Source organism: Chroococcidiopsis sp. SAG 2025, from assembly GCF_032860985.1.
In the GTDB taxonomy this organism is placed as follows: domain Bacteria; phylum Cyanobacteriota; class Cyanobacteriia; order Cyanobacteriales; family Chroococcidiopsidaceae; genus Chroococcidiopsis.
This window is the reverse complement of sequence record NZ_JAOCNC010000001.1, coordinates 2,830,746-2,856,420: the sequence shown is the minus strand read 5'-3', so window position 1 is coordinate 2,856,420 and position 25,675 is coordinate 2,830,746. Positions and strand designations below refer to the sequence as shown.

At 45.3% G+C, this 25,675-nt stretch carries 28 protein-coding genes and 2 pseudogenes; 8 read left to right on the top strand and 22 right to left on the bottom strand.

The annotated features are described in order from the left end of the window. Positions 1 to 86 precede the first annotated feature (86 nt). From N4J56_RS13795 to N4J56_RS13780, 4 genes are all read right to left on the bottom strand, one after another. A complete protein-coding gene (locus N4J56_RS13795) occupies positions 87 to 1,010 on the bottom strand; it encodes a class I SAM-dependent methyltransferase (protein WP_317106974.1) in 924 nt (307 codons plus the stop codon). A gap of 47 nt (positions 1,011 to 1,057) precedes the next feature. Continuing rightward, on the bottom strand, positions 1,058 to 1,198 hold the full coding sequence (locus N4J56_RS13790) for a hypothetical protein (protein WP_317106973.1): 141 nt from the start codon (positions 1,196 to 1,198) through the stop codon (positions 1,058 to 1,060). Between the two features lie 7 nt (positions 1,199 to 1,205). Continuing rightward, complete coding sequence (mscL, locus tag N4J56_RS13785) at positions 1,206 to 1,637, bottom strand: large conductance mechanosensitive channel protein MscL (protein WP_317106972.1); 432 nt, start codon at positions 1,635 to 1,637, stop codon at positions 1,206 to 1,208. Between the two features lie 117 nt (positions 1,638 to 1,754). After that, positions 1,755 to 2,339 (bottom strand): DNA-3-methyladenine glycosylase, encoded by a 585-nt coding sequence (locus N4J56_RS13780; RefSeq protein WP_317106971.1) that lies wholly within the window; start codon positions 2,337 to 2,339, stop codon positions 1,755 to 1,757. Positions 2,340 to 2,484: 145 nt separating this feature from the next. Here N4J56_RS13780 and N4J56_RS13775 point away from each other — a divergent pair, with 145 nt between their 5' ends. Continuing rightward, on the top strand, positions 2,485 to 2,607 hold the full coding sequence (locus N4J56_RS13775) for a hypothetical protein (protein WP_015157479.1): 123 nt from the start codon (positions 2,485 to 2,487) through the stop codon (positions 2,605 to 2,607). Between the two features lie 258 nt (positions 2,608 to 2,865). Beyond that, positions 2,866 to 4,551, top strand: coding sequence for an MBL fold metallo-hydrolase (locus tag N4J56_RS13770; RefSeq protein WP_317106970.1), 1,686 nt, complete (start codon positions 2,866 to 2,868; stop codon positions 4,549 to 4,551). Between the two features lie 57 nt (positions 4,552 to 4,608). Here N4J56_RS13770 and N4J56_RS13765 read toward each other — a convergent pair whose 3' ends face one another. The 7 genes from N4J56_RS13765 to N4J56_RS13735 form a co-directional block, all read right to left on the bottom strand. Further along, the gene (locus N4J56_RS13765; RefSeq protein WP_015157477.1) at positions 4,609 to 4,920 is read right to left on the bottom strand and encodes a DUF6679 family protein; all 312 of its coding nucleotides are present in this window, start codon (positions 4,918 to 4,920) and stop codon (positions 4,609 to 4,611) included. 650 nt (positions 4,921 to 5,570) lie between these two features. Next, on the bottom strand, positions 5,571 to 5,945 hold the full coding sequence (locus tag N4J56_RS13760; protein ID WP_317106969.1) for a hypothetical protein: 375 nt from the start codon (positions 5,943 to 5,945) through the stop codon (positions 5,571 to 5,573). Positions 5,946 to 6,123: 178 nt separating this feature from the next. Beyond that, positions 6,124 to 6,780: a hypothetical protein gene (locus N4J56_RS13755; protein WP_317106968.1), complete on the bottom strand. Its 657-nt coding sequence runs from the start codon at positions 6,778 to 6,780 to the stop codon at positions 6,124 to 6,126. 524 nt (positions 6,781 to 7,304) lie between these two features. Beyond that, the gene (locus tag N4J56_RS13750; RefSeq protein WP_317106967.1) at positions 7,305 to 8,111 is read right to left on the bottom strand and encodes a Nif3-like dinuclear metal center hexameric protein; all 807 of its coding nucleotides are present in this window, start codon (positions 8,109 to 8,111) and stop codon (positions 7,305 to 7,307) included. Between the two features lie 73 nt (positions 8,112 to 8,184). Further along, a complete protein-coding gene (locus N4J56_RS13745) occupies positions 8,185 to 8,589 on the bottom strand; it encodes a secondary thiamine-phosphate synthase enzyme YjbQ (RefSeq protein ID WP_317106966.1) in 405 nt (134 codons plus the stop codon). 49 nt (positions 8,590 to 8,638) lie between these two features. Beyond that, complete coding sequence (locus N4J56_RS13740) at positions 8,639 to 9,730, bottom strand: glycosyl transferase (RefSeq protein WP_317106965.1); 1,092 nt, start codon at positions 9,728 to 9,730, stop codon at positions 8,639 to 8,641. A 129-nt stretch (positions 9,731 to 9,859) separates the two neighbouring features. Then, positions 9,860 to 11,080, bottom strand: coding sequence for an aminotransferase class V-fold PLP-dependent enzyme (locus N4J56_RS13735; protein WP_410500494.1), 1,221 nt, complete (start codon positions 11,078 to 11,080; stop codon positions 9,860 to 9,862). A gap of 163 nt (positions 11,081 to 11,243) precedes the next feature. On the opposite strand from N4J56_RS13735, the gene N4J56_RS13730 reads away from it, so the two are divergent. Then, positions 11,244 to 11,654, top strand: coding sequence for a VOC family protein (locus N4J56_RS13730; RefSeq protein ID WP_317106963.1), 411 nt, complete (start codon positions 11,244 to 11,246; stop codon positions 11,652 to 11,654). Positions 11,655 to 11,659: 5 nt separating this feature from the next. Continuing rightward, the gene (locus N4J56_RS13725; RefSeq protein WP_317106962.1) at positions 11,660 to 11,992 is read left to right on the top strand and encodes a hypothetical protein; all 333 of its coding nucleotides are present in this window, start codon (positions 11,660 to 11,662) and stop codon (positions 11,990 to 11,992) included. Positions 11,993 to 12,007: 15 nt separating this feature from the next. Here the strand turns inward: N4J56_RS13725 and N4J56_RS13720 are convergent. Next, positions 12,008 to 12,788, bottom strand: a protein-coding gene (locus N4J56_RS13720) for an IS5 family transposase (RefSeq protein ID WP_317105119.1) whose coding sequence is annotated in 2 segments (ribosomal slippage) — positions 12,008 to 12,452 and positions 12,451 to 12,788 — 783 coding nt in all. Because the reading frame shifts where the segments join, the coding sequence is not laid out codon by codon here. A gap of 81 nt (positions 12,789 to 12,869) precedes the next feature. Between N4J56_RS13720 and N4J56_RS13715 the strand changes: the two genes are divergently transcribed. Continuing rightward, positions 12,870 to 13,424 (top strand): AraC family transcriptional regulator, encoded by a 555-nt coding sequence (locus N4J56_RS13715; protein WP_317106961.1) that lies wholly within the window; start codon positions 12,870 to 12,872, stop codon positions 13,422 to 13,424. 107 nt (positions 13,425 to 13,531) lie between these two features. After that, positions 13,532 to 14,152 carry an antibiotic biosynthesis monooxygenase family protein gene (locus tag N4J56_RS13710; protein WP_317106960.1) on the top strand — a complete coding sequence of 207 codons (621 nt, stop codon included), beginning with the start codon at positions 13,532 to 13,534 and terminating at the stop codon, positions 14,150 to 14,152. A gap of 85 nt (positions 14,153 to 14,237) precedes the next feature. On the opposite strand, the gene N4J56_RS13705 is transcribed toward N4J56_RS13710, so the two are convergent. From N4J56_RS13705 to N4J56_RS13675, 7 genes and pseudogenes are all read right to left on the bottom strand, one after another. Continuing rightward, positions 14,238 to 15,737, bottom strand: coding sequence for an FAD-dependent oxidoreductase (locus N4J56_RS13705; RefSeq protein WP_317106959.1), 1,500 nt, complete (start codon positions 15,735 to 15,737; stop codon positions 14,238 to 14,240). 14 nt (positions 15,738 to 15,751) lie between these two features. Then, a pseudogene (locus tag N4J56_RS13700) lies at positions 15,752 to 17,083 on the bottom strand (FAD-binding oxidoreductase). A gap of 60 nt (positions 17,084 to 17,143) precedes the next feature. Continuing rightward, positions 17,144 to 17,965 carry an ABC transporter permease gene (locus tag N4J56_RS13695; protein WP_317106958.1) on the bottom strand — a complete coding sequence of 274 codons (822 nt, stop codon included), beginning with the start codon at positions 17,963 to 17,965 and terminating at the stop codon, positions 17,144 to 17,146. 43 nt (positions 17,966 to 18,008) lie between these two features. Further along, positions 18,009 to 18,758, bottom strand: a complete 750-nt coding sequence (locus tag N4J56_RS13690) for an ABC transporter ATP-binding protein (protein WP_317106957.1) — start codon at positions 18,756 to 18,758, stop codon at positions 18,009 to 18,011. Positions 18,759 to 18,760: 2 nt separating this feature from the next. Continuing rightward, complete coding sequence (locus tag N4J56_RS13685) at positions 18,761 to 18,895, bottom strand: hypothetical protein (protein WP_317106956.1); 135 nt, start codon at positions 18,893 to 18,895, stop codon at positions 18,761 to 18,763. After that, positions 18,885 to 19,928: pseudogene (locus tag N4J56_RS13680) on the bottom strand (ABC transporter substrate-binding protein). The gene N4J56_RS13685 and the pseudogene N4J56_RS13680 overlap by 11 nt, the downstream one beginning before the upstream one ends. Before the next feature lie 141 nt (positions 19,929 to 20,069). Then, complete coding sequence (locus N4J56_RS13675; protein WP_317106955.1) at positions 20,070 to 20,537, bottom strand: tetratricopeptide repeat protein; 468 nt, start codon at positions 20,535 to 20,537, stop codon at positions 20,070 to 20,072. A 334-nt stretch (positions 20,538 to 20,871) separates the two neighbouring features. Between N4J56_RS13675 and N4J56_RS13670 the strand changes: the two genes are divergently transcribed. Further along, positions 20,872 to 22,128: a GTP cyclohydrolase II gene (locus tag N4J56_RS13670; RefSeq protein WP_317106954.1), complete on the top strand. Its 1,257-nt coding sequence runs from the start codon at positions 20,872 to 20,874 to the stop codon at positions 22,126 to 22,128. Between the two features lie 157 nt (positions 22,129 to 22,285). Beyond that, positions 22,286 to 23,590: a URC4/urg3 family protein gene (locus tag N4J56_RS13665; protein ID WP_317106953.1), complete on the top strand. Its 1,305-nt coding sequence runs from the start codon at positions 22,286 to 22,288 to the stop codon at positions 23,588 to 23,590. On the opposite strand, the gene N4J56_RS13660 is transcribed toward N4J56_RS13665, so the two are convergent. The 3 genes from N4J56_RS13660 to N4J56_RS13650 all read right to left on the bottom strand — a co-directional run bounded on the left by N4J56_RS13660 (position 23,587) and on the right by N4J56_RS13650 (position 25,550). After that, positions 23,587 to 24,051, bottom strand: a complete 465-nt coding sequence (locus N4J56_RS13660) for a hypothetical protein (protein WP_106544304.1) — start codon at positions 24,049 to 24,051, stop codon at positions 23,587 to 23,589. The two genes, N4J56_RS13665 and N4J56_RS13660, sit on opposite strands and share 4 nt — an antisense overlap. A 106-nt stretch (positions 24,052 to 24,157) precedes the next feature. Beyond that, positions 24,158 to 24,934 carry an MBL fold metallo-hydrolase gene (locus tag N4J56_RS13655; protein ID WP_317106952.1) on the bottom strand — a complete coding sequence of 259 codons (777 nt, stop codon included), beginning with the start codon at positions 24,932 to 24,934 and terminating at the stop codon, positions 24,158 to 24,160. 19 nt (positions 24,935 to 24,953) lie between these two features. Continuing rightward, the gene (locus tag N4J56_RS13650) at positions 24,954 to 25,550 is read right to left on the bottom strand and encodes an anthranilate synthase component II (RefSeq protein ID WP_192160375.1); all 597 of its coding nucleotides are present in this window, start codon (positions 25,548 to 25,550) and stop codon (positions 24,954 to 24,956) included. Positions 25,551 to 25,675: the final 125 nt, after the last annotated feature.

Genomic DNA, 25,675 nt, shown 5'->3' with positions numbered 1-25,675 from the left:
TCCTGACCAGTAAGTGATTTCTCCTTTGCTCCTAGTCTCCTGTGCTTCCTCTGCTCTCTTCTCTCCCTTGTCCCCTCTGCTAGCATCTAGCTTCTCACCTGAGACACAATCGTCCGGTGGCGGGGGCTGTTGCAGGTGATAGTAGGTGGATGGAAACCTGCTGCTACAATTGCTTGAGCAATATCCAACGTGAAATATTCGTCTAGATATGGCTCGGTACTTTTGAGTAGCGTCAAGATGTAGGGTGGCATCTGGGCATAAATTGCTGACTGGGGATTCATGTCCATAATTGCCAAATATCCACCTGGACGCAATAACCGCTGCATCTCCTGCAATATCTGCCGCGTGGCTGACTGAGGCAATTCGTGACAGACGAGAAAAATCGAAACGAGATCGTAATTTGCCTCTGGTAGTCCTGTTGCTTCTGCGGCAGCGTGTACCCATTCGATTTCGCTCTGGTTTTGCTGCTGCGATCGCTGATGGGCAACGGCAAGAAAATAGGGTGATAAGTCTAAACCAGTAATTTTGGCTTGGGGATAGAGTGCTTTTAGAGCAAATGTACTCATACCCACGCTACAGCCTACATCAAGAATTGCTTGTGGGTTTTGAGGAAGTTGGCTTTTGACAATTTCATGATAGCTCTGACGAAGTTTAGCATCGCCAGCCGCGCCTGCATCAGACCAAATTCCTGCATGAACGGCACGCGCAGCGACTTCTACCTCAAAAGCTGCATCCCAACTGAGATTGCCTTGTTCGTAAGCGTGGAAAGAGCAGCAATAATACTCGGGATATTGCAATTGAGGATTGTATACCTGTTGCCAGTGGCTTTCCCATGCTTGAGAGCGTAATTCTCGGACTGTTTTTGTCCAGGGTACGCCGATTTTCTCTGCTCGTTTCACCATCATTTGCCGTGCTTGATGCTTAGCTAAGTTAGCTAGAGGCTGAATTGCCAGCACGGTGTTTACCAAGCGGGAACCTAGTCCCGTAGCAGTATTTGCAGCAACGGTCATGAGTAAGAGTTAAAACAATTGGTTTTTTTATAAACATTTCTGGTTGGCTAAAAGCCAACAGGCATTTCTGGTTGGCTAAAAGCCAACAGGCATTTCTGGTTGGCTAAAAGCCAAGCAATACTGCAATTTTGCAAGCTTTGGATCTTATGAGATAGGGGTGCGATCGCACCTATGTTTATCTTGCTCAACTCAGGATTAACCCAGGTTCCGAGTCTCAATTGTAGTTGTTAGGCGATCTAATGCTCCTGTCAATCTCTCTTGGGCAATAACAGCAGGATCGGGTGGTGCAGCTTCAGCAGCTTCTGGACTGCGGAAAAATCGGCGCTGGGATTTTTCAAAGGCACGGATGATTAAGAAAAGACAAAAAGCAATGACTAAAAAGTTGAGGATAGCTGCTACAAATACACCGTATTTGATGCCATTGACCGATAAATTTTGTAAATCTTGAACGTTAGCAGCCTGCAATGCCGGATTGAGAATTACGGGCGTAATAATATCTTCTACGAAAGAGGTAACGATCTTGCCAAATGCGCCACCGATAACAACTGCAACTGCCAAGTCAATGACGTTGCCGCGCATGATAAACTTGCGAAAATCTGCCCAAAAACCGCCATTACTACGTGCCATAAATTTGTCAATCCCCTTTTATGTAGAGATTTGATGTTTAGATGAGGATTATACAAGCTTTTTGGGTTTTTGCTCAAATGCGATCGCGCTAATTGTTACAAATGCTACATTTCATAGTTAAACTTTAGAAACAGCCGGACAACCCTGCACGTACCACCGCCAAGGTAGATCTACACCTTGAGATAGTCCGATCCGCGTTGTCTGGACGACCGCAAATTCTTGCTGACGTTGTTCGAGCCATAGCGGTTGTCCTGGTTGTAATATAGTTCCGTTTAAGCCGCGATCGATCTGCAAAACACGACATAGTTTACCTGGTCCAGCCGCTAGACGGTGCAAGTTTTCTTTACTGCCGATTTCCCAGCCACTAGGCAAGCACTCCAGTTGTAAAGCGCGAATGAGTACGGCACTAGGAATTCCTTCGCAGTCCGTGACGACATTCAGGCAGTGGTACATGCCATAGATTTGATACACGTATGCTCTCCCTGCCATGCCAAATACAACTTGATTGCGCGGGGTGACACGCCGATAGGCATGAAAAGCTGGATCTCCAGGAGCATAAGCTTCTGTTTCGACGATCGCTCCCCTGAGAATTTGTCCAGACGGCAATTGCCTAACTAAAGTGCAGCCAAGTAATGCTGGTGCAACTTCAGTAGATGGACGGGTTAGGGTAGAAGGTTCTAAAATCTGATGGAAGAGAGTCAATTTACCAGCAATTATTTATTTACAATTGAACGGATGAAGGCTGTTAGCGATCGCCCGATCGCGCTCTGCTAATATCCCCAGGGTAGAAGTCTCTCGACTTCAGATCGTTGTGCTTGTCGAGATTAAAAAGAGGAATAATCAAGAAATGGATATCAAACTTGTCTTAGTAGGATTAACGGTTGTATTTACTGTTTGTTGCCTATTTTTTGGCACGAAAAACGGATTTTACGATTCAGACAACTACCACGGTAACGGCTCCGCCCATTAACAGCGACCAGTGACCAGTGACCAGTGAAGAAAGGGTGTAGGGTGTAGGGTGTAGGGTGTAGGGTGTGAGGAATTTTGAATGCGCGAATTTTGAATTGATCCCTCAGCTCCCTCAGCTCTGTTCCCCGACTCCCGACTCCCTAAACCCTAGTTTCTCTTCGCCGATCGCCTCATTCATGACCTAAATTATCTTACAATTCATCGTTTCATATTTATCGCTGCGCTCCAACAGCGGCATTAGGTTCGAGTGGAGGGGAAGATGAGCGATCGCATGTCAGCATCCTCTATGCCTGTAGGGGAAGCAAATTCAGAACTAGAATGCTTTCCCTATGGTGTGAAGCATGGGGATGAAGGTGTCTGTTTGATGGTCAAGATGGGACCGTACCGCATTCTGCTCGATTGCGGATTGACAGACATTTCTGTTTTACAACCGGGGCTAGAACAGCCTAAGTCTCATGGTTTACTTGTCGCTACCAACTTGCCAGTAGACCTAGTTCTATGCAGTCATGCTCATCCCGATCATGCTAAAGGTTTACTATCCCTGCATCGCGCCTTTCCGCAACTGCCAATTTATGCCAGCGAAGCAACCACTCGTCTGCTACCGCTAAATTGGTTAGATGAGGATGGAAAGATACCGCAATTTTGTCAAGCGCTACCTTGGCGATCGCCTGTGGAATTTCAGGATGGATTGACGGCTGAATTATATCCTGCCGGACACTTACCAGGGGCAGCAGCCATTCTCCTTACCTACACGACTGGACGGCGCACTTATACAGTGTTTTACACGGGGGACTTTTTCTTATCTAACTCTCGCCTGGTGGAAGGTTTACCTTTAGAGGAGTTACGCGGTTTAGAACCAGATGTATTAATTATCGAAGGAACCTACGGCACGGCACGTCATCCGCACCGTCGCAACCAAGAAAATCAACTGGCTGAAAGAATTAATCGGGCGATCGCCAGTTCGTATTCCGTCCTTTTGCCTACATCGACTCTAGGTCTAGGTCAGGAAATCCTCATGCTGTTGCGCAGCCATCACAACTTTACCGGACGCAACCTCGATATTTGGGTTGATGGCAGTGTGGCTCAGGGCTGCGATGCCTATTTAGAATTACTACCACATTTCCCCACAGCAGTACAAAACTTTGCCAAACATCAATCTTTATTTTGGGATGAAAAGGTACGCCCGCGAGTCCGCCGCCTACCACTCGAACAGCGAGGAATTGTCGGTCAATCGCCCTGTATTGCGATCGCAGATAATGTTACCGATTTAAGTCAATACTGCCAACCCAACACGGGACCCTGGTTAGTTCTTCTACCTGAAAATCCTGGTCATCCTAACGAGTTTCAACCCTCACTCCTCACTCCTCACTCCTCACCCCTGGTAGAGGTAGAAACCTACTTGCTAGCACAGCACAGCGATGGTCCTGGCACGACTCAGCTCATTCACAACCTACGACCGAAGCACGTGATTTTCGTTCATGGCGCGCCAACTTATCTAGCTGACTTAGCTAGCCTGGAAGAATTACGTAACCGCTACCACTTACATTCTCCAGCCGTTGGCACGCTTGTCGATTTACCCATCGGCGATGTTTTCGTTCAACCAGCTGCTCCAGAAACGAATTATGAAGGAGAACTTAACGAATTAGGTACTGTCGTAACTATTACCCTGCCTGATGCCATTACCGCCGATCCTCGCTGGCGCAATTTTGCCGATACGGGCTTAGTGGAAGCTCGCTGGCAAGGTGAAGACCTAGTTTTGCGGGGCTTGTCGCCCCGCGAGTTGATGAATCAAAATGGCGCTCGCTTAGCCTGGACGGATTTGAACTGCTGCGCTACCTGCAAATTCCAGCGCGGACAGCGCTGTTGGAACCCAGAGTCGCCCTTATTTGGCTTCAAGGTTACACCGGATGGCTACTGCCCTGCCTACGAACGCCAAGACGAATGAAACAAGACGAATAAAACAAGTAAAGGCGTTTTAGATAACGCCTTTACTTATTAGAACTTATTCAGGATTAGAATCAGTAAAGCGATTGCGAATGCGCTCTGCTTCAGGGCAGTCGTCAGAAACTAAGGGTTCGGCATTGCCTCGCGGTACAGAAGCTAGCTTCTGAGTCACTGCACCAATGCTTTCTAGGCGAACCATCTCCTCCCAAGAACAGATTTCGTCCTCTTCTTCAGTTTCATATCTGAGAGTGACTAAATCGCCTTCGATATCGATGATGCGGGCTTTCTCGATCCAGCGTTGCTGATCCCGCAAGAAGATACATACTTCACGCCCATCGCAACACAGTTGATAAATCTTGCGGTGTAGCATTTATTGCTTCTACCTTTCTCAACGTCGTTATACCTGTGGACTGTTGGGCTAAACCCTACTATATAATACCCAGTTTGAGCTACTTAACTTTACTCCAATTTGGCAATTATATGTTTGTGTTTCAGTTTTTGCTTGTATTTCAGTTTCATATTATATTTCGGCCGCCAGCTATTGATTGAAACTACTACTGAGTCTAGCGGACACAAAGAAGCTTATTAGAAACTTCATCTGTCATTAGCAGCGTTTCGCTTATCCTCGCACTCCGACCGATATCAGTGGCTATCGACCGCGCTACATGCATTAAGCAACTTGGAAATTTTTGTACCACCTTTACGCTAGACGTTTACTTAAACGAATTATGCCTTTCCCTCTGCCTCCTCGGCTTGAGTGGCATCCCTCTAAGCGTCAGTTCGAGAAAACTCGACTTTATCAGCTCGATCTATTTTAATCAATTTTAACTCATTCTTTAGCATCTCATCAGCTTGAATAGAGAAAAATCAGGGTTTTCTATAAATCTTCCTCGCTCTTTTGCGCCATTTGACTGGTCATTTGTCATTTGTCATACCCTACGGGAAGGGCTTCGCCCTACGTCATTTGTCATTTGTCGCTGCTCGTGCGCTCCCTTTCTTCACTGGTCGCTGATAACTGATTCAAGCAACTGGTATCTGCGTTCTTTCTTGCTTGTGAATCCGGTCTGAGTAGTGAGCCGCCGATCGCTCCTCGCTATTTTTTCGGGTCAGTATTCTCTCGACTAAGTTGTGTAGATGAGCTTTCCGAGCCATCATTGCTGGCGTACTATTGAGTCCGACTGTAGCTAAAATTGTTTCCCAACGGTAAACCCAATCGTGTTTTAAGAGTGAGTTGATGACATTATCCGTACGTATTTTTTGCAAGCGATCGGTTTGGGAGTCAAGCGCGGCAAGAATTTCAGCTATATTAGGGGCATCGTAAGAAACTTTAATGACTGCATCCTCCCAGTCAAAATTTCGAGTGAAGGATTCGCATTCAGGGGGAACTCCTAGCATGACTGTTCCTGCTGCTGCACCTTCAAAAAAGCGTGCGCCTACTTCTTGTTGAGCGCCAGTTGCATTTACATCGTCAATTTTTGCTCGATTGGCAATAAAATAACGACTCTTTTTAAAATATTTTTATATAAACTTCGATGATATCTATGGATCGGCTGTGTATAGATCTTTGATAGTTTCATAGATATAAAAAAAAATTAACTCTTTCAGACAAATCCAATAAAGCTTGATGCGTGACTTGCGATCGGCGACCAACACTATAAAGATCGACGCTACGCTCTCTATTAAGCGGATAAGGACAAAACTTAATTGCATCAATCCCAAATGGAATGTATTCACAAGGGCGCTGAATTATTTTAGAGACTCCTTCGATACTTTGACTAAAGTTCATGAAAATATAGTCAAATTCTTGCAAGAAACTCAGATGAGCTTTCCATTTTTCAATATCTTTTGCCCAAATTTCATCGAGCCAAACTACTACTTTACTACATTTGTTCCGCCAATTTTTGATTGAATTTATCGTTAGAATGTCTAGAGGAGACTGGCAGATGACAAAAAATAATTCGTACTCTTTATCTAGATTAAATTGCTTGAATAATGGATTAATTAGCTTGCTACTACCAACAGCTTGAGCCATAGTATTAGCAATTCTATTAGTAACTTTGAATAAGTCAGGATTAAAAACTGGTGTAAGTATATCGGCTGAATCAAATTCACAAATCAAATCTTCTAGCTCGTATAAATAACAGCGGGCAACATGAAACTTTATCTTTCGCAAAGATAGTAATAAAACTCGAGCATTTTTCTTAGCATCAAAATTGAAGACTACTGACATATCGCTCTCACCTACTCGAATATTAAACTTATAGTTTTGACATAGCTATTGCTATGTCACAGCAAAATTCTTCGCTTATCTATGTAAGCGATCGCATTTATGCAACTAGTGAATTTATCGGATCGAATCTGCCGAATTACTACAACAGCTCCTACCAAACTTCCGCAAATTAGTCATGACAAATTATTTTGATATTGTGTAACAATTTGTTGACAATGAATGCGGTGAATTGATTTTAAAAAATCAAATCTTGCTGTAAGTACTTAAACTTAAAGCGGCAAAGTTAGTAGAAACAGTGTATGTATGTAAGATGCTGCTGACGAAAATTAGTAAGAATTACTTGCGGAAGTTGCTTAAACTCTTACTGTATTGATAAACGTATTGTTTTATACATTTTAGGTTACTGGCTCGATTGAGGAAAAAATGTAAAATAAGCTACAAAATTTTTAAGTATATGTAAAAATATATAACGATATTGGCTGGAATTTACGTAAGATCGCGGAGGCGTTCGTGCTTAGTGGCTGCTAACGTTTGTAAAAAAGTCGAAAATCTTCGTCTTGCTGACTTAGTTGCGCCCATTCCACTCCGGCAGTTTGAAGCTTTGTCACCAATCGATCGCAAGCTGGACGTTCGGTAGCGTAGTGTCCGGCATCAATCAGAATCAAACCGCGATCGCGACTTTCTTGAAATTGATGAAACTTACAATCGGAAGTTAAATAAGCTTGCGCCCCTGTTTTAACTACAGCCGAAATAAAACTAGCACCAGACCCACCTAAAACAGCCACTCGCTCTATGGGTATTTGTAAATCTGCCGTAGGAGAGAAAAGCAGATCGGGAGGGTTCAGTGCTGTTTGAATTTGTTGTAACAATTCTTGCAAAGTTCGGGAAGGGTTAATCTCTCCTACGCGACCGTAACCCAGTTCCGACTGCGTTGGTACGATCGGCGTGACTTGCTTGAGTTGTAATAATTGCGCTAGCACGTCAGCAGTACCGTCTGCTACTTGGTCAAAGTTAGTATGAGCTGTATAAACGCCGATGTGGTGACGAAAAGCTAGGCGCGTCATGTCCGCGATCGCATTTCCACTACACAAAGATTTCAGCGGACTAAAAATTAGTGGATGATGGGCGAAAATTAGATTGACTGGAATACCGGAATTTTGAAGGGCGATCGCCTCTTGCATCACTGCTAGAGTTGGTGTCAAGCATACCAGTACCCTTGCAGGCTGCTCTAATACTCCTGGTTCAATCTGCCAACCAGAATTATCCCAACTTTCTTGCCAATCAGGATTTGCCCAATTTTCAAACCAATTTATTAAATCTGAGATTTTCATTGTGGGTGGTAATTGGTAATTGGTAATTGGTGAGAGATAAACTGTTTATTTCTGACTTCCGACTTCTGACTTATTAAGCAATATGAACGACAAGTTCTCTAATATGGCTGCGCTGACGGTGTTCCCAGATGTAAATTCCCTGCCAGGTTCCTAATAATAATTGTCCTCTAGAAATGGGAATTTGTTCGGAAGTGTGAGTTAGGGCTGTGCGAATATGGGCGGGCATATCATCTGCACCTTCAGCATTGTGGATGTAGTTTGCTGATTCTGGTACGAGTTTTGCCATGAAGTTTGCTAAATCTTGCAGTACATCAGGATCGGCATTTTCTTGAATCACTAAACTTGCAGAAGTATGGCGTAAAAATAAATTGCATAGTCCAGTTTCTACACCGGATTGAGCCACAATTGCTTCAACTTTAGCGGTGATGTTAGTAAAAGATTTACCTGCGGTAGAAAGTCTGAGAATATGTTGATGCATGGTCAGTTATCAGTTATCAGTTAAAAGTGGTGCGTGAAAAACTTACAACTTATGACTTACGACTTACGACTTCAAGTATGGCTTTGGCGATCGCTTCGTTGCCGTCTTTTGCTATAGGTTGAGATTGTCGAGGCGGTTGTGGAGGTTGGTGGAGAAATTCCCAGTGACTTTGAAAGAATTCTTCTGTGTTGAGAATTTGATGGTAAGAGTAATTCGCAATTCCATCAACTAAAAATTTAGCTTCGGCAAAGTCTTCACGAGTCAGGGTAACTATAGGAATTCCCACGCCAACTGCTTCAGCAAAAGTACCGTAACCTGGTTTAGAAATAACTCTGCCACAGAGGGGCATAAAATCAACTGGACGTAACTTTTGGTCAGTAATTTTGATTAAATTTGGTAAGTTTGGAGCTGTAACATCAAAAGTGAGGAATTGCCAATCGGGGAAAAGTTGGAGATTTGCAAACGGAATTTGTTGTAGACCTAAACCACCAAAAGTGAGCAAAATAGTCTTCTCGACTGGGGTACTGATACCCCAATTAGATCGTAGCGTGTCGATCGCATGGCGGGGCGAACCACCAGTTAAACCGACATCGGTAATCTGGGGAAAAGCGCTCATCGGTTCGTGGAAAGGCAACCGAAACAGGCGATCGCATTGCGCGTAATGCTTGCCCATCCAATCGGCAATTTCGACAAATTCACCTCCCCAGTCGCGATAAATGAAGTCCCATCCAAAGTTACTACTCATATAACAAGGAATACCTGCGGCATGGGCGATCGCTACTGCCAAAGGAGGGATATCGGCAAGGATCAGATTGACGCGATTTTGACGGATAAAGTTAACTTCTGAGGCAATTATCGAGCGTTCTTGTTTGCGGATTTGCTGTAGCTTTTCTAACGTGGCGGCTTTGTTCATCGTTAGGCTATCCGACTGTATTACACCTAAATCGAAGGCGCGGGGACGATAAATAAAATCTCCTTCTATGTATGATTCCAGCAACCATCGGGGTGCGGTTGTCACCATGATGAGTAAGATATCGGGACACAGCTGCTGGATCTTCGCTGCAAGTGAGGCGGTGCGGGTAGCATGTCCGAATCCGTGGTTGGTGATGGCTATATATATTGTGGGTCTAGATTTTTCCATATTAAAGTTAAAGACAGATTAGTGTCACGCAAAGGCGCAAAGGCGCAAAGTGTGCTTAGCGTCTTCGCGCGGACACTTGCGTGCGGGGGTATCCCCCGCACGCAAGTGTCCTTGTCTTTGCGTGACATTTTAGCTTTGCTGGCAAAATCTTTCGATCCCTTCAATTAGGCGATCGATCTCGGAGGGGAGAGTAAAATAGTGGACGCAAGCCCTGATGCAGCTTGGATCGACGAGGGTGCGTGTCATCAAGCGATTTGATTCGAGAAATTGGACTAATTTTGCATGAAGGGAAGATCGATTTTTGAGTTGAAAGGAGACGAGTCCGGCTTGGGGTGGGGCGTGACGCAGGCAAATAATATCTGATAATTCGTTCAGACGTTGCCAAAGATATTGGCTGAGTTGGCAAATTTGTTGATAGCGTTCCTCGGCGGTTCCCCATTGCTGGTGGGTGGCGATCGCGGCTTTCAATCCTGCATACTGTGGAAAGGCTGATGTGGCGACTTCATAACGTCTGCCGTCTGGTTGCCATGCTTGGGGCTGTCCCGTACTATCCATAACTATGCTTCGCCAGCCGATGAAGGTAGGCTGTAAGGGAGGGCAGTTATCCGTGCCAAGAAGTGCTTCTGGACGGACGTATAAACCACCGACTCCGGCGGGTCCGCACATCCATTTATGACCCGTGAAGGCGTAGAAATCTGCCCCTAATTGAGTCAAATTTAACGGCAACAAACCGACAGATTGCGCTGCATCGACCAGAATTTGCACGGGGCGATCGCCTTGATGCTGTCTGCATACTTCTACAATTTTGTCAACTGGCAAGACTTGACCCGTATTCCAGAGGATGTGACTGATGACAACTAGGCGGGTGCGGGGTGTGAGGTGTTGGGCGATGACTGCGGCTGGATCTCCTTGGTTCAGCGTCGCCATCAGGGGACAGGTGGAAACTTCTACGCCGAATCGTCGAGCAATTTCTTGGGTGGTGGCGATAACTCCCGGGTGTTCGCAGTCTGAGAGTAAGATACGATCTTTTGCTTGCCAGTCAATTCCCCACAGGGCAATATTACAGCCTACGGTTACGTCTTCGGTGAGGGTAATGGTTTCGGGCGGGGCGTTTAGTTCGGTGGCAATTGCCTGTCTGGTTTTCTCGGTTTCTTGAGTAATCCAAGCGTTAACTTGAGAGGAGAAGGGACCGTTAAGTTGAATGTATTCGTGAGAAGCAATAATTGCGTCTATGGCTGCTTGGGGCATCGGTCCTTGCCCCCCATAGTTAAAATAAGATTTATTTGCCAGGGCGGGAAATTGCTGGCGATGTTGTTGAGTTCGGGTTTGTGCCGCAGAGATGCTCGTCATGGTGTAGCAAGCGGGGAAAAACGCCATTCGCTCACTCTAGCATTATCTTTATGCTTGCGAAGAGGCGATCGCCTGGAATATATCGAAGAAATGGTTAAATACATCAGAGTTCTGTGGCGATCAAAACTATAATACATTTGTTCTATATGCGAAGGAGGCTTGCATGACTCTTGGGACGTTGAACCACCTCTGCCTCACAGTCAAAAGTTTAGAACAATCCGAACCTTTTTCCGATACGATTTTAGGATTCATGGGCTACCAGCAAGTAGAAAAAAACGATCTGTACATTATGTGGTGGTTGCAGGATGCTGGAGCGATTGAAATTACTGTTGCTAACCTAGATTCTCCCAACAAATTTCACGATCGCTACTCCCCAGGATTTCACCATCTAGCGTTTAATGCTGATAGTCGGGAACAAGTAGATAGTTTGTACAAATTAATTCAAGACATTGGCGCGACAGTCCTCGATCCTCCTGCAGAATATCAATATTTACCTGGTTACTACGCTGTTTTCTTTGCCGATCCCGATGGACTTCAATTGGAATTAGTGCATATGCCAAATTTACCTGAGTAGGGGAAATGAGCCGAGAAAATATAACTAAAGGCAAAAAATCTCTAGAGATTGTACCACATTCACCTATTTTGTCTAGTCAAGGAACTGCATTAGATTTTATTCGGGTCGAACATCATTATCAACCTGCAAATGGTATGTCTGAATGTTGTCTTCCTCAGCACTTAATTAGCATTCATCTCGGACAGCCAATCCAATTAGAACGGGTAGCAAAGGGACAATGTATTAGCGAACATCTGATTCAAGGCGACATCATGATTACGCCACCTAATTTGTATCGCAAATTAACTTGGGATAGTGATGCTGACTTCCTATTACTTCGTCTTGATAGTAAGAGCTGATTTATAAAGTAAAAATCAAGCAGCTAGTCGTCTCAGCATCAGCCGTACCATAGCAGCGTAGACCATAGATTCACTTATTTCCGGTAGGAGTTCATAATCCTTACTTAGTCGTCGATAGCGTCCTAGCCAGCCAAAAGTTCGTTCAACTACCCATCTTCTGGGCAAAACTTCAAACCCATCTGTAATCCGCTTAACTATTTCTACTTCTGCACCGCAGACTACCATTACAGCTTGTGCAAAATTCTCTCCACTGTAGCCACTATCTGCCCAAATTAGCTCTAAAGACTTAGAGTTATAGCACTCTTCTAGCAATGCCACTATTGCTCCTAATCGTTCTGAAGCATTAGCTTCGGTGATTACTACACCCATTAGTAGTCCTTGAGGATCTACTACGACATGGCGTTTGCGACCTTTAACTAGCTTGCCGCCATCAAAGCCGGATACTTCCCCTTTTTTCCGTCGTTTTTACGGACTGGCTATCCACAATTGCAGCAGTAGCTTGATGAGATTTGCCCAGCTTCATCCGTACTTGTTCACGTAAGGCAAGATTTATCTGCTGCCAAATTCCTCGTTTTTGCCAACGCCGAAAGTAATAATAAACCGTTGAATAGGGTGGGAAGTCATGTGGTAGCATCTCCCAAGCACAGCCAGTTTTCAGCAAATAAAAGATGGCATTTACTACCTCACGCATATCCACAGTACGTGGATGTCCTCCTGGTCTTACAGGTGGAATTAATGGTTCAATGATTTGCCATTCTCGATCGGTTAAATCACTTTTGTAAGCTTTTCTACTCATGAGGCAATGCTTTGGGCTACTGTCTTGTCATAGTAAAAGCCTCTTGCCTCCATTCTCGCTGCTTTCAACTTTTCTTTATAAATGACCTCTAAGCTTTTCGTATCTACTTTTTATGAATCAGCAAATGTTGAAATTATCCCACAGTTTAAACTTCGCGATCCACTCATTCAACAAATTGGTTTAGCACTCAAATCGGAATTGGAACTAGAGGGATTAAGCGATCGACTCTATGCAGAATCAATGGCAAATGCATTAGCAGTGCATCTTCTAAAACGTTATTCATTACGAAAATATAAAGTTCACGAGCGCGTCGTTGGTTTATCGAAATTGGAAATTAAACAGGTGATTGACTACATTCACGATAATTTGGAGCAAAATCTGACTTTATTAGAGATAGCTGCCGTCATTCAAACTAGTCCCTACCACTTTGCTCGTTTGTTTAAGAAATCTCTAGGAATTACACCCCACCAGTATGTAATTAGCAAACGCATTGAGAGAGCAAAACAATTGCTAGAAGAACATAACTCTATTGTTCGTGTTGCAGAAAAGGTTGGATTTCAAAGCCAAAGCCACTTTACCAAGATGTTTCGCAAGTATACAGGGATGACTCCCCAAACTTATAAAAAATTGCTGTAAATTTAGCAAGATTGTTACAACTTTAGCAAGAAGGCGTGAGACAAGGCGAGATAAAAGGCTTTACTATAACTACCGAGTTAGTATAGCATTAATGCAGAAAATCTAAGATGATTCAAATCGTTCGCACCAACGCCATTACTGTCGGGTTAGATCTTTACAGCGTTGCTCCAAGGCATCAAGATGCTTTAGTAGAAGCGATTGTACAGCAACAGATTGAATCTTGGTTATCTAGCAATTTCTTACAATCTGCTAGCGTTCATAAGAGTTTAGATGGCGTTCGTGTCTTTACCTACAGTCAGTGGATGCCTAAGTTTGATTATCGCAATTTATCGCGCCCAACTGTTTTTACCGAATTTTTTCCTCCTGATTCTCGTTTACTCGAAGTATTCGCCAGTCAACCACTATCTCAAGAAGTTTCGATTAGTGCAGGCGATCGCATCACTCATTTAGCAGAGTTTAGAATGATTCCTGCTAATCAGCAAGAAATGATGAGACGCGCATCATCTGAACTCAATCGCGCTATCAATAATTCACCGGGTTTGATTTCGGCTACTTTTCATCGTAGTCTAGATGGTACGAGAGTTTTCAATTACGGACAATGGGAAAATCAAGAAGCATTTGAAGCTATTTTGAAGCAGCCTGGATTTAATCCTGATGAGCCTTATTGGGCTGGAATTGCTCGTAACGAATTCTATCTCTATCAAGTCGTTCATGCATACGAGAAATAGAATTAATATAGTAAAAATATTAGGCGAATAGAATGCGCGGCTACACAGGCAAAGTCCGCTTACGCGGACTAATAAATAATTAAAATTATGGTAGCCAAAATTGAGGAAAGATATTGCCTAAATTCCGTAAATTCCCGTTAAGCGATCGCATTATTTGTATATGCGGTTCGTCTACCTCAACAGGAATAATTTCGGCTTTCGTCCCCTGACGAAATCTTTCTATCACTAAATTTGCTGCTTCTAAACCAGTGACGTAGGCTTTTTCTTGCGACCATGAACCGTGGCGGGTGATAATCCAATCGCTCATAAATATATTATCTATACTCGTCTTGGCTGGCAACATATTTTGATAGCTGCCAGGAGCAAAATGAGTTACGGCTTTAGATAAACGAATTACACTGCGATCGCAAATTTTAGCTGCTCGAAATGCTGGTATGCAAGTTGCTAAATAATCTTGCACCATCTGAACAATTTCTTCATCGCTCATCGGTAACAGTTGGTTAGCATGATAGAAATCTGCTTCAATGACTGTTTCCGGTACATCGCGGTATTCATCGTGTAAAGCATTGAGATCGAAAAACGTCCAACCTGTGGTAGCATCAAACCCGAAACAAGCATTAGAAGGACGGGGAATGTGAATTTTGCGATCGCACCATAGCCGAGTTGCTAACACGTCAACCGCACCCAAATTCATCAAATGGCGAAATTCTTTGCGGCTTTGCAAACTAGAACTACCGCTAACAATCTTCTGCATTCCGCTGACTCCTACCGCAAAGATGACAGCATCCGCCTCGAAAACTTCATCCCCACAAACTACAGCTTTTGCCAAACCTTCACTATCGAGGAGAATATCGCTGACGCGACGATTAGGCAGAATTTTTCCTCCCGCCTGTTCGATTTTTTCTACCCAAGGACGAAAAATCTTTTCCCCTACCGTACCCCGACACCAAACCACGTCAAAATCTGGTTGATGCGCCAAAATGAAATAATACAACATTCCCAAAGCCGCAGCCGCAGAACACTGTTCGCCTGGTGCAAATAACCCTACCAATAGCATCGGTTCAAATGAGCCGCGGTAGAGTCTCGCCGATATGCCGAAATCTTTGAATAGTTCGCGGGCTGTAACTTTATCGTAACGCTGCCAAGCCGCATCGCTATTATCAAAATCAACTACAGCATAGAGTAATGGTAATGCACTAAGGCGATCGCTTAAAGGTAATCGTTTGAACTGGGTGTAGAGAAAAGTTCCCAGTGGTGTAGGAAGGCGCGGTAAGTCTTGAAAAATTGGCGACTCTACCTCTAACCCAGCAGGGGAATATTGGGAAGAACGGGTAAAAGGTGTAAAAGGATTAATTCTTAGTTCCCGTACCAAAGAAAAGATATTGCTGTAAGGATACCAGAAACCGTGAATTCCTGCTTCTACCGATCGCCCGCCTGGAGTTTTCCAACCCGCAACCAAACCCCCAGGATAAGCACCTGCTTCTAACAACGTCACATTGTACCCTTGTTTTGCTAGGCGATATGTAGCTCCTAATCCAGCCCAGCCAGCACCAATAACGACGACTTTCGGATTCTGTGATTCCATGCTTGAGAGTCAGCCTACGATCGCATCAACGCCTTAATCTTACCTGGATTGAGCAACCCGTAGGGATCGACCGTTTGTTTGAACTTCATCTGTTCTGGATCGATAACTTTTCTACCACCGTCTTCAATAATATATGTATGCGGATTGGCAATGAAAACTCCGTGTTCTTCGTGATAGCGAATAATTTCGTTCAGGCGTTCCTCGGAAGTATATCGCACCAACTGCAAAGCAGCGGGAACAGTTCGACCGCCAACGCGGATAAATTCTAAATGCATCATCACCTCATCGCCAAAGTAACGATACATATGGTCTACCATTTGCAGATCTTTATCGACGGAGAAGAGACTTTGTAAATAGGTAATATTAGGATCGGCGCTGCGGGCGTGTAAAGTGGTATGATTCCAGGTAAATTCTGCCAAGTTGAATTTCTTACCTGCATCTTGTTGCGATCGCTGATAGGTAATACAACCGCCGTATTCTTGTACCAATCCAGGTAATAATTCCAAACTCGAATCAGCCACAATTAACAGTGCTGCGTGAGTTCCATCAGGAATGTATTGACGTGCGCCAAAATAAGAGGGAATTGACCAAGCAAAAATAGAAATAAGCTTCTTAATCATCCCGTCAGCATCGCCCAAAGCCTGACCGAAATGGGCAGCCGCCATAAAACTTTCAAAAGTGACAATAACCTCAGTCCAAGGGTAAGCCGCACCAAGAGGGATTTCTAATTCCGTAATGATGCCATTAATCCCCCAAGCATGATTGACTTTGTGAATCTCATCCCCTCGCAGTTCAATCGCTCTGGGTTCGTCTTCCATCGTCACCACACGAATTGCGTTGATGTTACCGCGATCTCGTAATTGTCCGTACATAATCGATCCAATTCCCCCACTCCCGCCAGCAATAAACCCGCCAATCGTCGCCGTTCGATAAGTAGAAGGAGCCATTCGGATCTCCCACCCGGTTTCTCGCGCTTTTTTGTCCAAAGCCGCTAATTTCACCCCTGCTTCTACCCGCGCTACTCCCGATTTAATTCAGCGAATTGCCTGCATCCGCGACATATCCAAAACCACGCCACCGTGGAGGGGTACGCACTGCCCGTAATTTCCCGTTCCAGCACCCCGTATCGTCACGGGAACGCGGTATTTAACGCAGATAGTAGCAACTTGCATTACCTCTGCTTCCGTCGTGGGACGGACAACCAAATCCCCCTTTTTCCCATCTAACTGAGCTTGCAGTATGGGACTGAAAGTGTGGTAATCCTGAGATAACTTAGCAACTTGGTTAGGATCGCTAATAACTTCAATTCCTTGTAACTCAGCCGTCAGTGCATCCCAATCAATCATAATCAGTTGTCAGTAGAGAGTGAGTAGTGAGTAGTGCAAGCACAAATTACCAATTACCAACTACCAATCTTCTTTTATTGCGCTTTCGTGCCAGTGACGGAGTAGCCAGTCGGATAAGGCACTTAAGCCCACAAAAATGATAACGCCTAGACTTGTAGTCAAAAATAGCGCGGCGAACATCCGAGGGATTTGTAGGTTGTAGCTAGAGATCAGAATACTATAGGCAATTCCCGATCGCGTGCCTCCTGTTCCCGCGACAAATTCGGCTACTACTGCACCAATTAAGGCTAAACCACCACTAATTCGCAAGCCACCCAAGAAGTAGGGTAACGCCGCAGGTAGGCGGAGATGCAGCAGAGTTTGCCAACGGGAGGCTTTGTAGAGTCGGAATAGATCGATCGAGTTGCGGTCTACGCTATTGAGTCCTAAAGTTGTGTTGGAGACGATGGGGAAAAAAGCCACGATCCAAGCACAGACAACTAAAGCGGCAAAGGTATTGTTTTTCAACCAGATAATAATTAAAGGCGCGATCGCGACAATGGGAGTTGTCTGTAAAATCACGGCATAGGGATAAAAGCTGCGTTCGATCCATTTACTCTGAGTAAATAACACCGAAATCAGTAAGCCAGAAACTGCGGCGGTGACAAACGCCACCACGGTAATTTGCAGCGTCACTAGTAAAGCCGAGAAGAGATCGTTCCAGTCGGCAATGAGAGTTTGCAATACCAACAACGGACCAGGAAGCAAGTAGGGAGGCATCCCTGTCACTCTGACAAACATATCCCACAATACCAAAGCCAGTATCCCCACCAAAACTGGTGCGATAACATTAGCGGAAAGCGATCGCTTTTTACTGCGCTGAGGAGATTTTTTGCGTTGCATGGGGGAGTTGAGAGAGGTTTAGAGACGGTTACATGTAACGTCTCTACACATATAACCGATCGCTAACAACTGATAACTGTTCTGAAACTTCTCGGCAGTATTTGTTGTACAAAGATGAGGTGCGAAATGCTTCGGTGCGGGGGTAGGGAGCCTCGATCGCAATATCGGCGATCGCTCGACCAGGACGAGCCGCCATCACAATGACACGATTTGATAGGTATACTGCTTCGTAAATGTTATGAGTGACAAACATTACCGTCCATCGTTGTTGTTGCCACAGATTGAGTAAGTCGCTATTTAACTTGCTGCGGGTAATTTCATCCAACGCCCCGAAAGGTTCGTCCATCAACAAAACATTTGGCTGAGTGACTAAGGCTCTAGCAATAGATACCCGCATTTTCATTCCACCCGACAGTTCGCGGGGGTAACTGCGCTCGAAGCCTGACAACCCAACTAACTCTATGGCTTCCTGTACTCTTTTTGCTGTAGCCCGTTGTGACATTTTTGCCAGTTTGAGCGGTAAGCGGACATTTTCCGTCACGTTTGCCCAAGGCAACAAAGTTGGATCTTGAAAGACATAGGCAAGTTTTTTAACTTCGCGATTCACCCCCCACTCAATTGTCCCAGAACTCTTTTTACTCAGTCCGGCAACGAGGCGCAGTACCGTACTCTTACCACAGCCAGAGGGACCGACCAAGCTAACAAACTGCGATTGGGCGATCGCCAAATTCATATCTTGCAAGGCTACAGTGCCGTTGCTATAGACTTTACTAATATGATTGAGGACGATCATTACTAAGAACTATGGTAAGAAGTCAGAAGTCGTAAGTCGTAAATTGTAAGTCGTAATTGATTAGTTACTGATAACTGCTCCCTGCTCCCTGCTCCCTGCTCCCTGCTCCCTGCTCCCTGCTCCCTATTAATTGACAAATTGCAAGGTAAATGCATCTTTATAATTAATATTGGGTTTGAAAATTCCGGCTTTGACCATCGTATTAAAAAAGGATTGCCAGCGAGCTTCATTCATTGTTCCAATCCCTTGCTTGTCCATATCTCCAGACATAATAATGCCGTATTCTTTGAGCTTTTGTAACCCGTAAACAATTTGCTCGTCTGTCATTTCTGGATTATCTTTTTTGATTAACTCATTGCCTGGAGTGGGATTTTTCATATAGCTATACCAGCCTTTAATTGATGCATCAACAAATCGCTGTACTAAATCGGGATTTTTTTCTACTAGTTCTTTTTTAGTTTCTATGGTTGTGGAATATGGCGTATAACCATAGTCGGCAAGTAAAAACACCAAAGGCTTAAATCCACCTTGTTTTTCAATCGCATAGGGTTCGGAGGTGACATAACCTTGTTAAGCCGATTTTTTATCAGCTAAAAAGGGACCGGGATTAAAGTTGTAAGGGCGCTTCTGGTCGTCAGTAAAGCCGTATTTTGATTTGAGGAAATACCAGTAAGTGACATTAGCCGCAGCAGAAATATAAATTGGTCTACCCTTAAGGTCAGCCAGAGTTTTAATACCCGTATTAGGATGGGCAATCAGACATTGGGGATCTTGCTGAAAAATTGACGCAACTGTAATTTTGGGAATACCTTCAGCAACAGCATTAATAGCATCAATACCGTAACCCATAAAGAAATCTACTGCTCCTCCCATCAACAACTGAGTTCCAGTTGGGACTTGGGGACCACCCATCTTAATCGTGACATCCAAGCCATGTTGTTTGTAAATTCCAGTGGCGATCGCCTGATAAAATCCCCCGTGTTCGGCTTGTGCTAACCAATTTGTCCCAAACGTTACTTTGTCCAACTTGCCAGCGTCAGGGGTAGCCGTTGGACTAGCTGGACTTTCGGCTGTTTGGGTTTGATTTCCACTGCCACAAGCAGCAACAACACCAGTACCCAGAGCCAAACAGCCGTATTGAATGAACTGACGACGACTAAACTGCTTCACGACTTGCTGCTCCCCTACTCCCGACTCCTGATTCCCCTGTACGAGCGGGTTTTGAGCAAGGATTTATTGACGGAAGCGTGAGTTTTTTGCTAAACCCGCCCCTACGACTCCCGACTCCCTGCTCGTGCGCTCCCTACTCCCTCACAACTTTGCCGTACATTCCAAGATCGACCTTTGATTGTCTATGGCATAGGGCTGAATCTTCAATGCTTGACGAAAAGCGCGAATTGCAGCTGAATAATTTGCCAGTGCCATCTGACATAAACCCATACCGTGCCAAGCACCAAAATGCATTGAGTTGAGTTGAACGACCGTCTGACAGTCTACTAGTGCTTTTTCATATTGAGCAGTGAAGTAGTATAAAATAGCTCGGCGATTCCAAGCTTCAGCAAAATCTGGCTGGTCTCGAATCAGTTCTGTCAGGACTGCTTCTGCTTGCGACACTTTTCCAGCCGAAAGAAGAACTTGAGAACGTTGAATGCATTCCCAGCCGTAGTCCCCTTTTTGATAAAACCAAGCTTGCCACAATGCTTCTGTTGCTGCTTGACGCACATCTTCATCAGGATGCTTCAGGTCTTCTAGAAAAGATTGAATAGATGACTCATTCATACGTTCGTTGTCAGAGCTAAGTTATTAGTTAAGTTGAATGTTAAAAGCGATCGCAGTATGACTAGGGGCTGTTACCCGTTTCCTTAAATTTTAGAATTAAGCAAGTCTCGCCAGATTTTTGTGTATTTTTATACATTACAACGAGAACTTAGCACCCTGAACCTCAGATTTAACCCAATAGCAGCCAATTTCGTGCTATGGGTTACTATTGAAACCAAAATTCGATCGCTATAATTGAGGTTTCCCCTTTAAGGTTTGCTATTCGTAGCATCTCACTTTGTCTGGTTGCGTCACAGCCCTCTTAACCCCATTAGCAGGTAGAGCATATACAACGATGCAAGAGCGAAAAAGTAGTCCCAGGCATATTATTCTGACTTCTCACCCGAGCAATTTTGGTTCGCAACCTATTCCGATTCGCTGGGGAGACAAAGACCCAATGCAACGGGGTCCGGTCGTGGCTACCCTCGCTAACCCAACTCACAGAAATGCGATCGGGACTCATTCAGGAGGTTATGCTGTCTATCGCGCTCTAGCTGTAGCAAGCGGGGTATTGCAAGCAGATCACCGTGCCGATTTAACGAATACTTCGCCGGTCGAACATATTGGTCCTCATCCAAGTTGGTACGACCCGGAGAAAATAGTTTCGCTCGATCCGTTTGGGGCAATGGTAGGCGAGGCGTTTGCGTCTTATTACCAGGAAGGATACGATATCAGACCGACGATCGCAATTACCAAGGCACACGTTTATCTTCCAGAATTACAAGCAGCGGTGGAAAAAGGGCGGTTGGCGATCGATGGCAAGCTGCTCAAATCTAAAGGCGATGTCGTCGTCACCAAAGCAGCGATCGAGCCTGTATGGTATTTACCAGGCATTGCCAAACGCTTTCAAATTTCGGAAGCAGACTTGCGCCGTGCCTTGTTCGAGCAAACGGGGGGGATGTTCCCAGAATTAGTGACGCGATCGGATTTAGAAGTATTTCTGCCACCAATTGGCGGAGTCACAGTATATATATTTGGCGATTTGGCAGCAATTACCGATCCCAATCGACCCTTGGCAGTGCGGGTTCACGATGAATGCAATGGTTCCGATGTTTTTGGCAGCGATATTTGTACCTGTCGTCCTTATTTAGTGCATGGAATTGAAGTTTGCATCCAAACAGCACAGGAGGGGGGTGCGGGAGTCATTGTCTACTGTCGGAAAGAAGGTCGGGCATTGGGAGAAGTGACGAAATTTTTAGTTTACAATGCCCGCAAGCGTCAAGAAGGAGGCGATCGCGCTGACGCGTACTTCGCCCGTACGGAATGCGTTGCTGGGGTGCAAGATATGCGTTTTCAAGAGTTAATGCCAGATGTATTGCATTGGTTGGGCATTACTCGAATCGAGCGTTTGGTATCGATGAGTAACATGAAATATGAAGCCATCACCAACTCAGGTATTGAAGTTGTCGAACGAGTGCCAATTCCCGAGGATTTGATTCCCCAAGACGCACAGGTGGAAATTGAGGCGAAAAAAGCCGCTGGCTATTACACTCCTGGCGCGGTACTAGATCCGTTAGGATTGGCAGAAATTAAAGGTAGAGAAATGGAATGAATTCGGAATTCGGAATTCGGAATTCGGAATTAACACCCCAAACTCGTACGGGCGGGTTTTGGCTGAAGATTTGTTGTCAAAGCCCGTGAATCTTTTGCTAAACCCGCCCCTACACCCCATATCCCATACTCTGTTCCCTGTTTTCTGTTCCCTGACGATGAATCTTCAAACTTCGCCATTCAACCTTCAGTCTCCAGAAGAGGCGATCGCTTATTTGCGTTCTCCCCAGGCAATTCGCGATCGCTGCGGGCAGTTGTTTGAGTTGGCACGGCAAGATAAGTTGAGTCACTTCCGCTGCGATTTGACACAGTTAGGGCGGGTGGCAAACTATGTGATTGCCGTCATGCAAGAGCAATATCCCGATGGACAAATTCCCTTTCATAGCCGCTGGCAGCATTTTGAAGTTGGTGGAGTACCGCGTTTAGCTCAATTAGAGCGGATGTTGGCAGGGCTGTCGCCAGTCGAGCGAGCCGTGACTCGGTTCGATCTGGCGATTGTCAGCGTGTTGTTAGATGCGGGTGCGGGCGATCGCTGGTTGTATTGCGAACGGGAAACCGATTCAATCTTTCAGCGATCGGAGGGGCTAGCAGTGGCTAGTTTTCGGATGTTCTGTCAAGGTGCTTTCTCCAGCCATCCTCATCAGCTTTTACAAGTCGATGCCCAAGGATTGCAATCTCTGAGTGAAGCAACCCTAGCTCAAGGATTTCAGGTAAGTGAGGATAATCCATTGGTAGGGTTGGCAGGACGAGTAGAACTATTACAAAAATTAGGGCGATCTCTCCTCGCTTTTCCGCAAATGTTCGGTGATGACAATCCCCGTCCGGGTCATCTGGTGCATTATTTATTAGAGCGATCGCACCACAAACAACTACCAGCTGCAACAGTTTTGCGTGCTGTTTTAGAAGGACTCGGCAGTATTTGGTCTGGCAGAATTGAAATAGCCGGAGTTAACCTCGGCGATGTTTGGTATCATCCTGCATTGGAAGGGAGTAGGGAACAGGGAGCAGGAAGCAGGGGAATTTCAACTGACGACTTACGACTTACGACTTCCCTCGTTCCATTTCACAAGCTTTCGCAATGGTTGACTTATTCTCTTTTGGAGCCACTACAAGAACTCGGTTTAGAAATTACGGGACTTGACGACCTGACCGGACTGCCAGAATATCGAAATGGTGGTTTGTGTCTCGATCTCGGATTGCTACATGCCAAACACTCAGATATTTTCCAACAAACCCACTCAGTAGACTCTGAAGTCGTTGTCGAGTGGCGAGCATTAACTGTGATTCTATTGGACCAAATTGCTGCAACAATCCGCCAGCAGTTGGAAATGGATGCTAAGCAGCTGCCTTTGGTCAAAATTTTGCAAGGCGGAACTTGGAGCGCCGGACGGCGGATTGCTGCCGAACTCAGACCGAATGGAGTTTCCCCCATTCAGTTACAGAGTGACGGTACGGTGTTTTAGCGGAATACTAAGCGCTGCAACAAAGTTTTCAGAAATATGCCGAGCTGAAATTGATAAAATTCGATCGCTAACCAACAAATTGTTAATAAGTGTGACAAAAAGGTGAGCCAAATCCAAGCATACGGTAGCCAATATAAAGGAGTATCTGGGAGTGGCGGAAAGATATAGACGGTTAGCGCAACTATAGCCGTTGGTAGTGCTACGAGAGCGATCGCGGCTAGAGTATAACCCCAGCCAAATTCTACGCCGTCATAATAAGCTTCTATCCACCTTCTGCCATTCCAACGCCAGACTAGCGGTGGTTGACAGGAGAGCATTTTCAACTGCTGTCTTTCTACATCAGTTTCAAAAATCTGCTGGCAGCAGTCGCAAGCCATCGCTTCCATTAAAGGCATAGCTTGAACCTTGCCCAAACGACAGGCTGGGCAGGGATAAATGCTGTTAGAGTTCAACTGCATCATCGCTGTCAGGAAACTACATCTTTCCAAGTTAGCAGTTATTAGGGAGTAGGGAGTAGGGAGTAGGGAGTAGGGAAGAACTTACAAATGACCAACTACCAACTACCAGTTAAAACTTATAACTCAATACCTGAATTGCAGTTCCGTCCTTGGGTAAATCGGCAGGTTTAATCGTTAAGCTATCGCTTTGACTGCGACGTATGGGAGTTCCTTCCATCAATGACAAAAATTCATCTAGCGGCACGATGTCGCAGGCAGCAGGATCGGCGGCTTGGGTACGATAGTGAGTCGGAATGACTAACCTGGGGTTGATAGTTTTGACGGCTGCTTGGGCTTCTTGAGGGTTATAAGCTTTAGCACCTCCCCCCACTGGCACTAGTAACACGTCGGGACGACCGATGAGGATTTTTTGTTCGATTGTGATTGGTGCAGCAGCTCCCCCTAAGTGCAAAATCCTCATTCCGCCTTGCGTCCACAGCCATGCCACGTTAGTACCAAATCTTCTCCCTTTTTCGCGATCGTGGTCGATCGCAATTCCTTGGATCTGCGTTCCTTTAAATTGGTATACTCCAGGTTCAAAGATCAGCTGGGGATTGCCAGGAACTTCTTCTACTGCCCCTTCATCCAATAATTGACTGCTAATTAAAACCAAATCTGTTTCTACTTTTGGTGGTCTGTATCCCGCCGTACAGCCTAGCTGCCGAAAAGGATTGACCAGAATTCGCGCCCCGCCACCAGTCAATAGAAAACAAGTATGCCCTAACCATCGTACCGTTAACCCGCTACCAGTTTGAGCTACAGCAGGCTGAGATTTTGCTGCAAGCGTCACTGCTAAGGTAGAAAGTAGTCCCGCTCCAGCATAGCCAATCAACTGTCGTCGTTTCATTGCTTCTCCGTTCACTCCACTAGTGAGACGGCAGTTGTTTCAGGAAGTTGCGCAGTAATTGCTTTCCTGAAGTTGTGAGGACGCTTTCCGGGTGAAACTGGACTCCTTCAATGTGAGGATATTGCCGATGTCGCACTCCCATAATTGTCCCGTCCTCAACCCAGGCGGTAATTTCTAACACGTCTGGGCAGGTCTGCCGTTCGATCGCTAAACTATGATAGCGGGTTGCGGTCAACGGATTTTCTAAATCTTTAAATACGCCTACTCCCGTATGGGAAACTGATGAAGTTTTACCATGCATCAATTCAGGTGCAGAGACAACTTTACCACCAAAGACTTGTCCGATGCTTTGATGCCCCAAACATACGCCCAATATCGGTGTATTCTCGCCTAACTGCGCGATCGCCTCCAGAGAAATTCCTGCATCTTCTGGGCGACCTGGACCTGGAGAAATCACAACCCCATCTGGCTGCAACTCGCGGATCTGCTCGATCGTAATTTGGTCGTTCCGATAAACTCGAACCTCTGCTGCAACTGGGAACTCTGCCCCCAATTCACCCAAGTACTGCACTAGGTTATAAGTAAAACTGTCGTAATTATCAATAACTATAATCATTTTTGAGTGGTGCGTGGTGCGATCGATCTGGGTGTAGGGTGCGGGGTGTAGTGAGTGGTGAGTGGTGCGTGGGGAGAAGTGAGGGTCAAGAAGTGAGTTTTCTGTCAATCTCCCTTGTCCCCCTT

Excerpts from the sequence above, each read along its gene's own strand:
- N4J56_RS13665 (WP_317106953.1), top strand. The coding sequence starts at position 22,286 with ATGAATCTTCAAACTTCGCCATTCAACCTTCAGTCTCCAGAAGAGGCG.
- N4J56_RS13760 (WP_317106969.1), bottom strand. The coding sequence starts at position 5,945 with ATGCTAGGAGTTCCCCCTGAATGCGAATCCTTCACTCGAAATTTTGAC.
- N4J56_RS13695 (WP_317106958.1), bottom strand. The coding sequence starts at position 17,965 with ATGCAACGCAAAAAATCTCCTCAGCGCAGTAAAAAGCGATCGCTTTCC.
- N4J56_RS13710 (WP_317106960.1), top strand. The coding sequence starts at position 13,532 with ATGATTCAAATCGTTCGCACCAACGCCATTACTGTCGGGTTAGATCTT.
- N4J56_RS13750 (WP_317106967.1), bottom strand. The coding sequence starts at position 8,111 with ATGAAAATCTCAGATTTAATAAATTGGTTTGAAAATTGGGCAAATCCT.
- N4J56_RS13755 (WP_317106968.1), bottom strand. The coding sequence starts at position 6,780 with ATGTCAGTAGTCTTCAATTTTGATGCTAAGAAAAATGCTCGAGTTTTA.
- N4J56_RS13795 (WP_317106974.1), bottom strand. The coding sequence starts at position 1,010 with ATGACCGTTGCTGCAAATACTGCTACGGGACTAGGTTCCCGCTTGGTA.
- N4J56_RS13715 (WP_317106961.1), top strand. The coding sequence starts at position 12,870 with ATGACCTCTAAGCTTTTCGTATCTACTTTTTATGAATCAGCAAATGTT.
- N4J56_RS13725 (WP_317106962.1), top strand. The coding sequence starts at position 11,660 with ATGAGCCGAGAAAATATAACTAAAGGCAAAAAATCTCTAGAGATTGTA.
- N4J56_RS13765 (WP_015157477.1), bottom strand. The coding sequence starts at position 4,920 with ATGCTACACCGCAAGATTTATCAACTGTGTTGCGATGGGCGTGAAGTA.
- N4J56_RS13770 (WP_317106970.1), top strand. The coding sequence starts at position 2,866 with ATGAGCGATCGCATGTCAGCATCCTCTATGCCTGTAGGGGAAGCAAAT.
- N4J56_RS13670 (WP_317106954.1), top strand. The coding sequence starts at position 20,872 with ATGCAAGAGCGAAAAAGTAGTCCCAGGCATATTATTCTGACTTCTCAC.
- N4J56_RS13650 (WP_192160375.1), bottom strand. The coding sequence starts at position 25,550 with ATGATTATAGTTATTGATAATTACGACAGTTTTACTTATAACCTAGTG.
- N4J56_RS13660 (WP_106544304.1), bottom strand. The coding sequence starts at position 24,051 with ATGATGCAGTTGAACTCTAACAGCATTTATCCCTGCCCAGCCTGTCGT.
- N4J56_RS13745 (WP_317106966.1), bottom strand. The coding sequence starts at position 8,589 with ATGCATCAACATATTCTCAGACTTTCTACCGCAGGTAAATCTTTTACT.
- mscL (WP_317106972.1), bottom strand. The coding sequence starts at position 1,637 with ATGGCACGTAGTAATGGCGGTTTTTGGGCAGATTTTCGCAAGTTTATC.
- N4J56_RS13705 (WP_317106959.1), bottom strand. The coding sequence starts at position 15,737 with ATGGAATCACAGAATCCGAAAGTCGTCGTTATTGGTGCTGGCTGGGCT.
- N4J56_RS13655 (WP_317106952.1), bottom strand. The coding sequence starts at position 24,934 with ATGAAACGACGACAGTTGATTGGCTATGCTGGAGCGGGACTACTTTCT.
- N4J56_RS13730 (WP_317106963.1), top strand. The coding sequence starts at position 11,244 with ATGACTCTTGGGACGTTGAACCACCTCTGCCTCACAGTCAAAAGTTTA.
- N4J56_RS13740 (WP_317106965.1), bottom strand. The coding sequence starts at position 9,730 with ATGGAAAAATCTAGACCCACAATATATATAGCCATCACCAACCACGGA.
- N4J56_RS13690 (WP_317106957.1), bottom strand. The coding sequence starts at position 18,758 with ATGATCGTCCTCAATCATATTAGTAAAGTCTATAGCAACGGCACTGTA.
- N4J56_RS13775 (WP_015157479.1), top strand. The coding sequence starts at position 2,485 with ATGGATATCAAACTTGTCTTAGTAGGATTAACGGTTGTATTTACTGTT.
- N4J56_RS13735 (WP_410500494.1), bottom strand. The coding sequence starts at position 11,080 with ATGACGAGCATCTCTGCGGCACAAACCCGAACTCAACAACATCGCCAG.
- N4J56_RS13675 (WP_317106955.1), bottom strand. The coding sequence starts at position 20,537 with ATGAATGAGTCATCTATTCAATCTTTTCTAGAAGACCTGAAGCATCCT.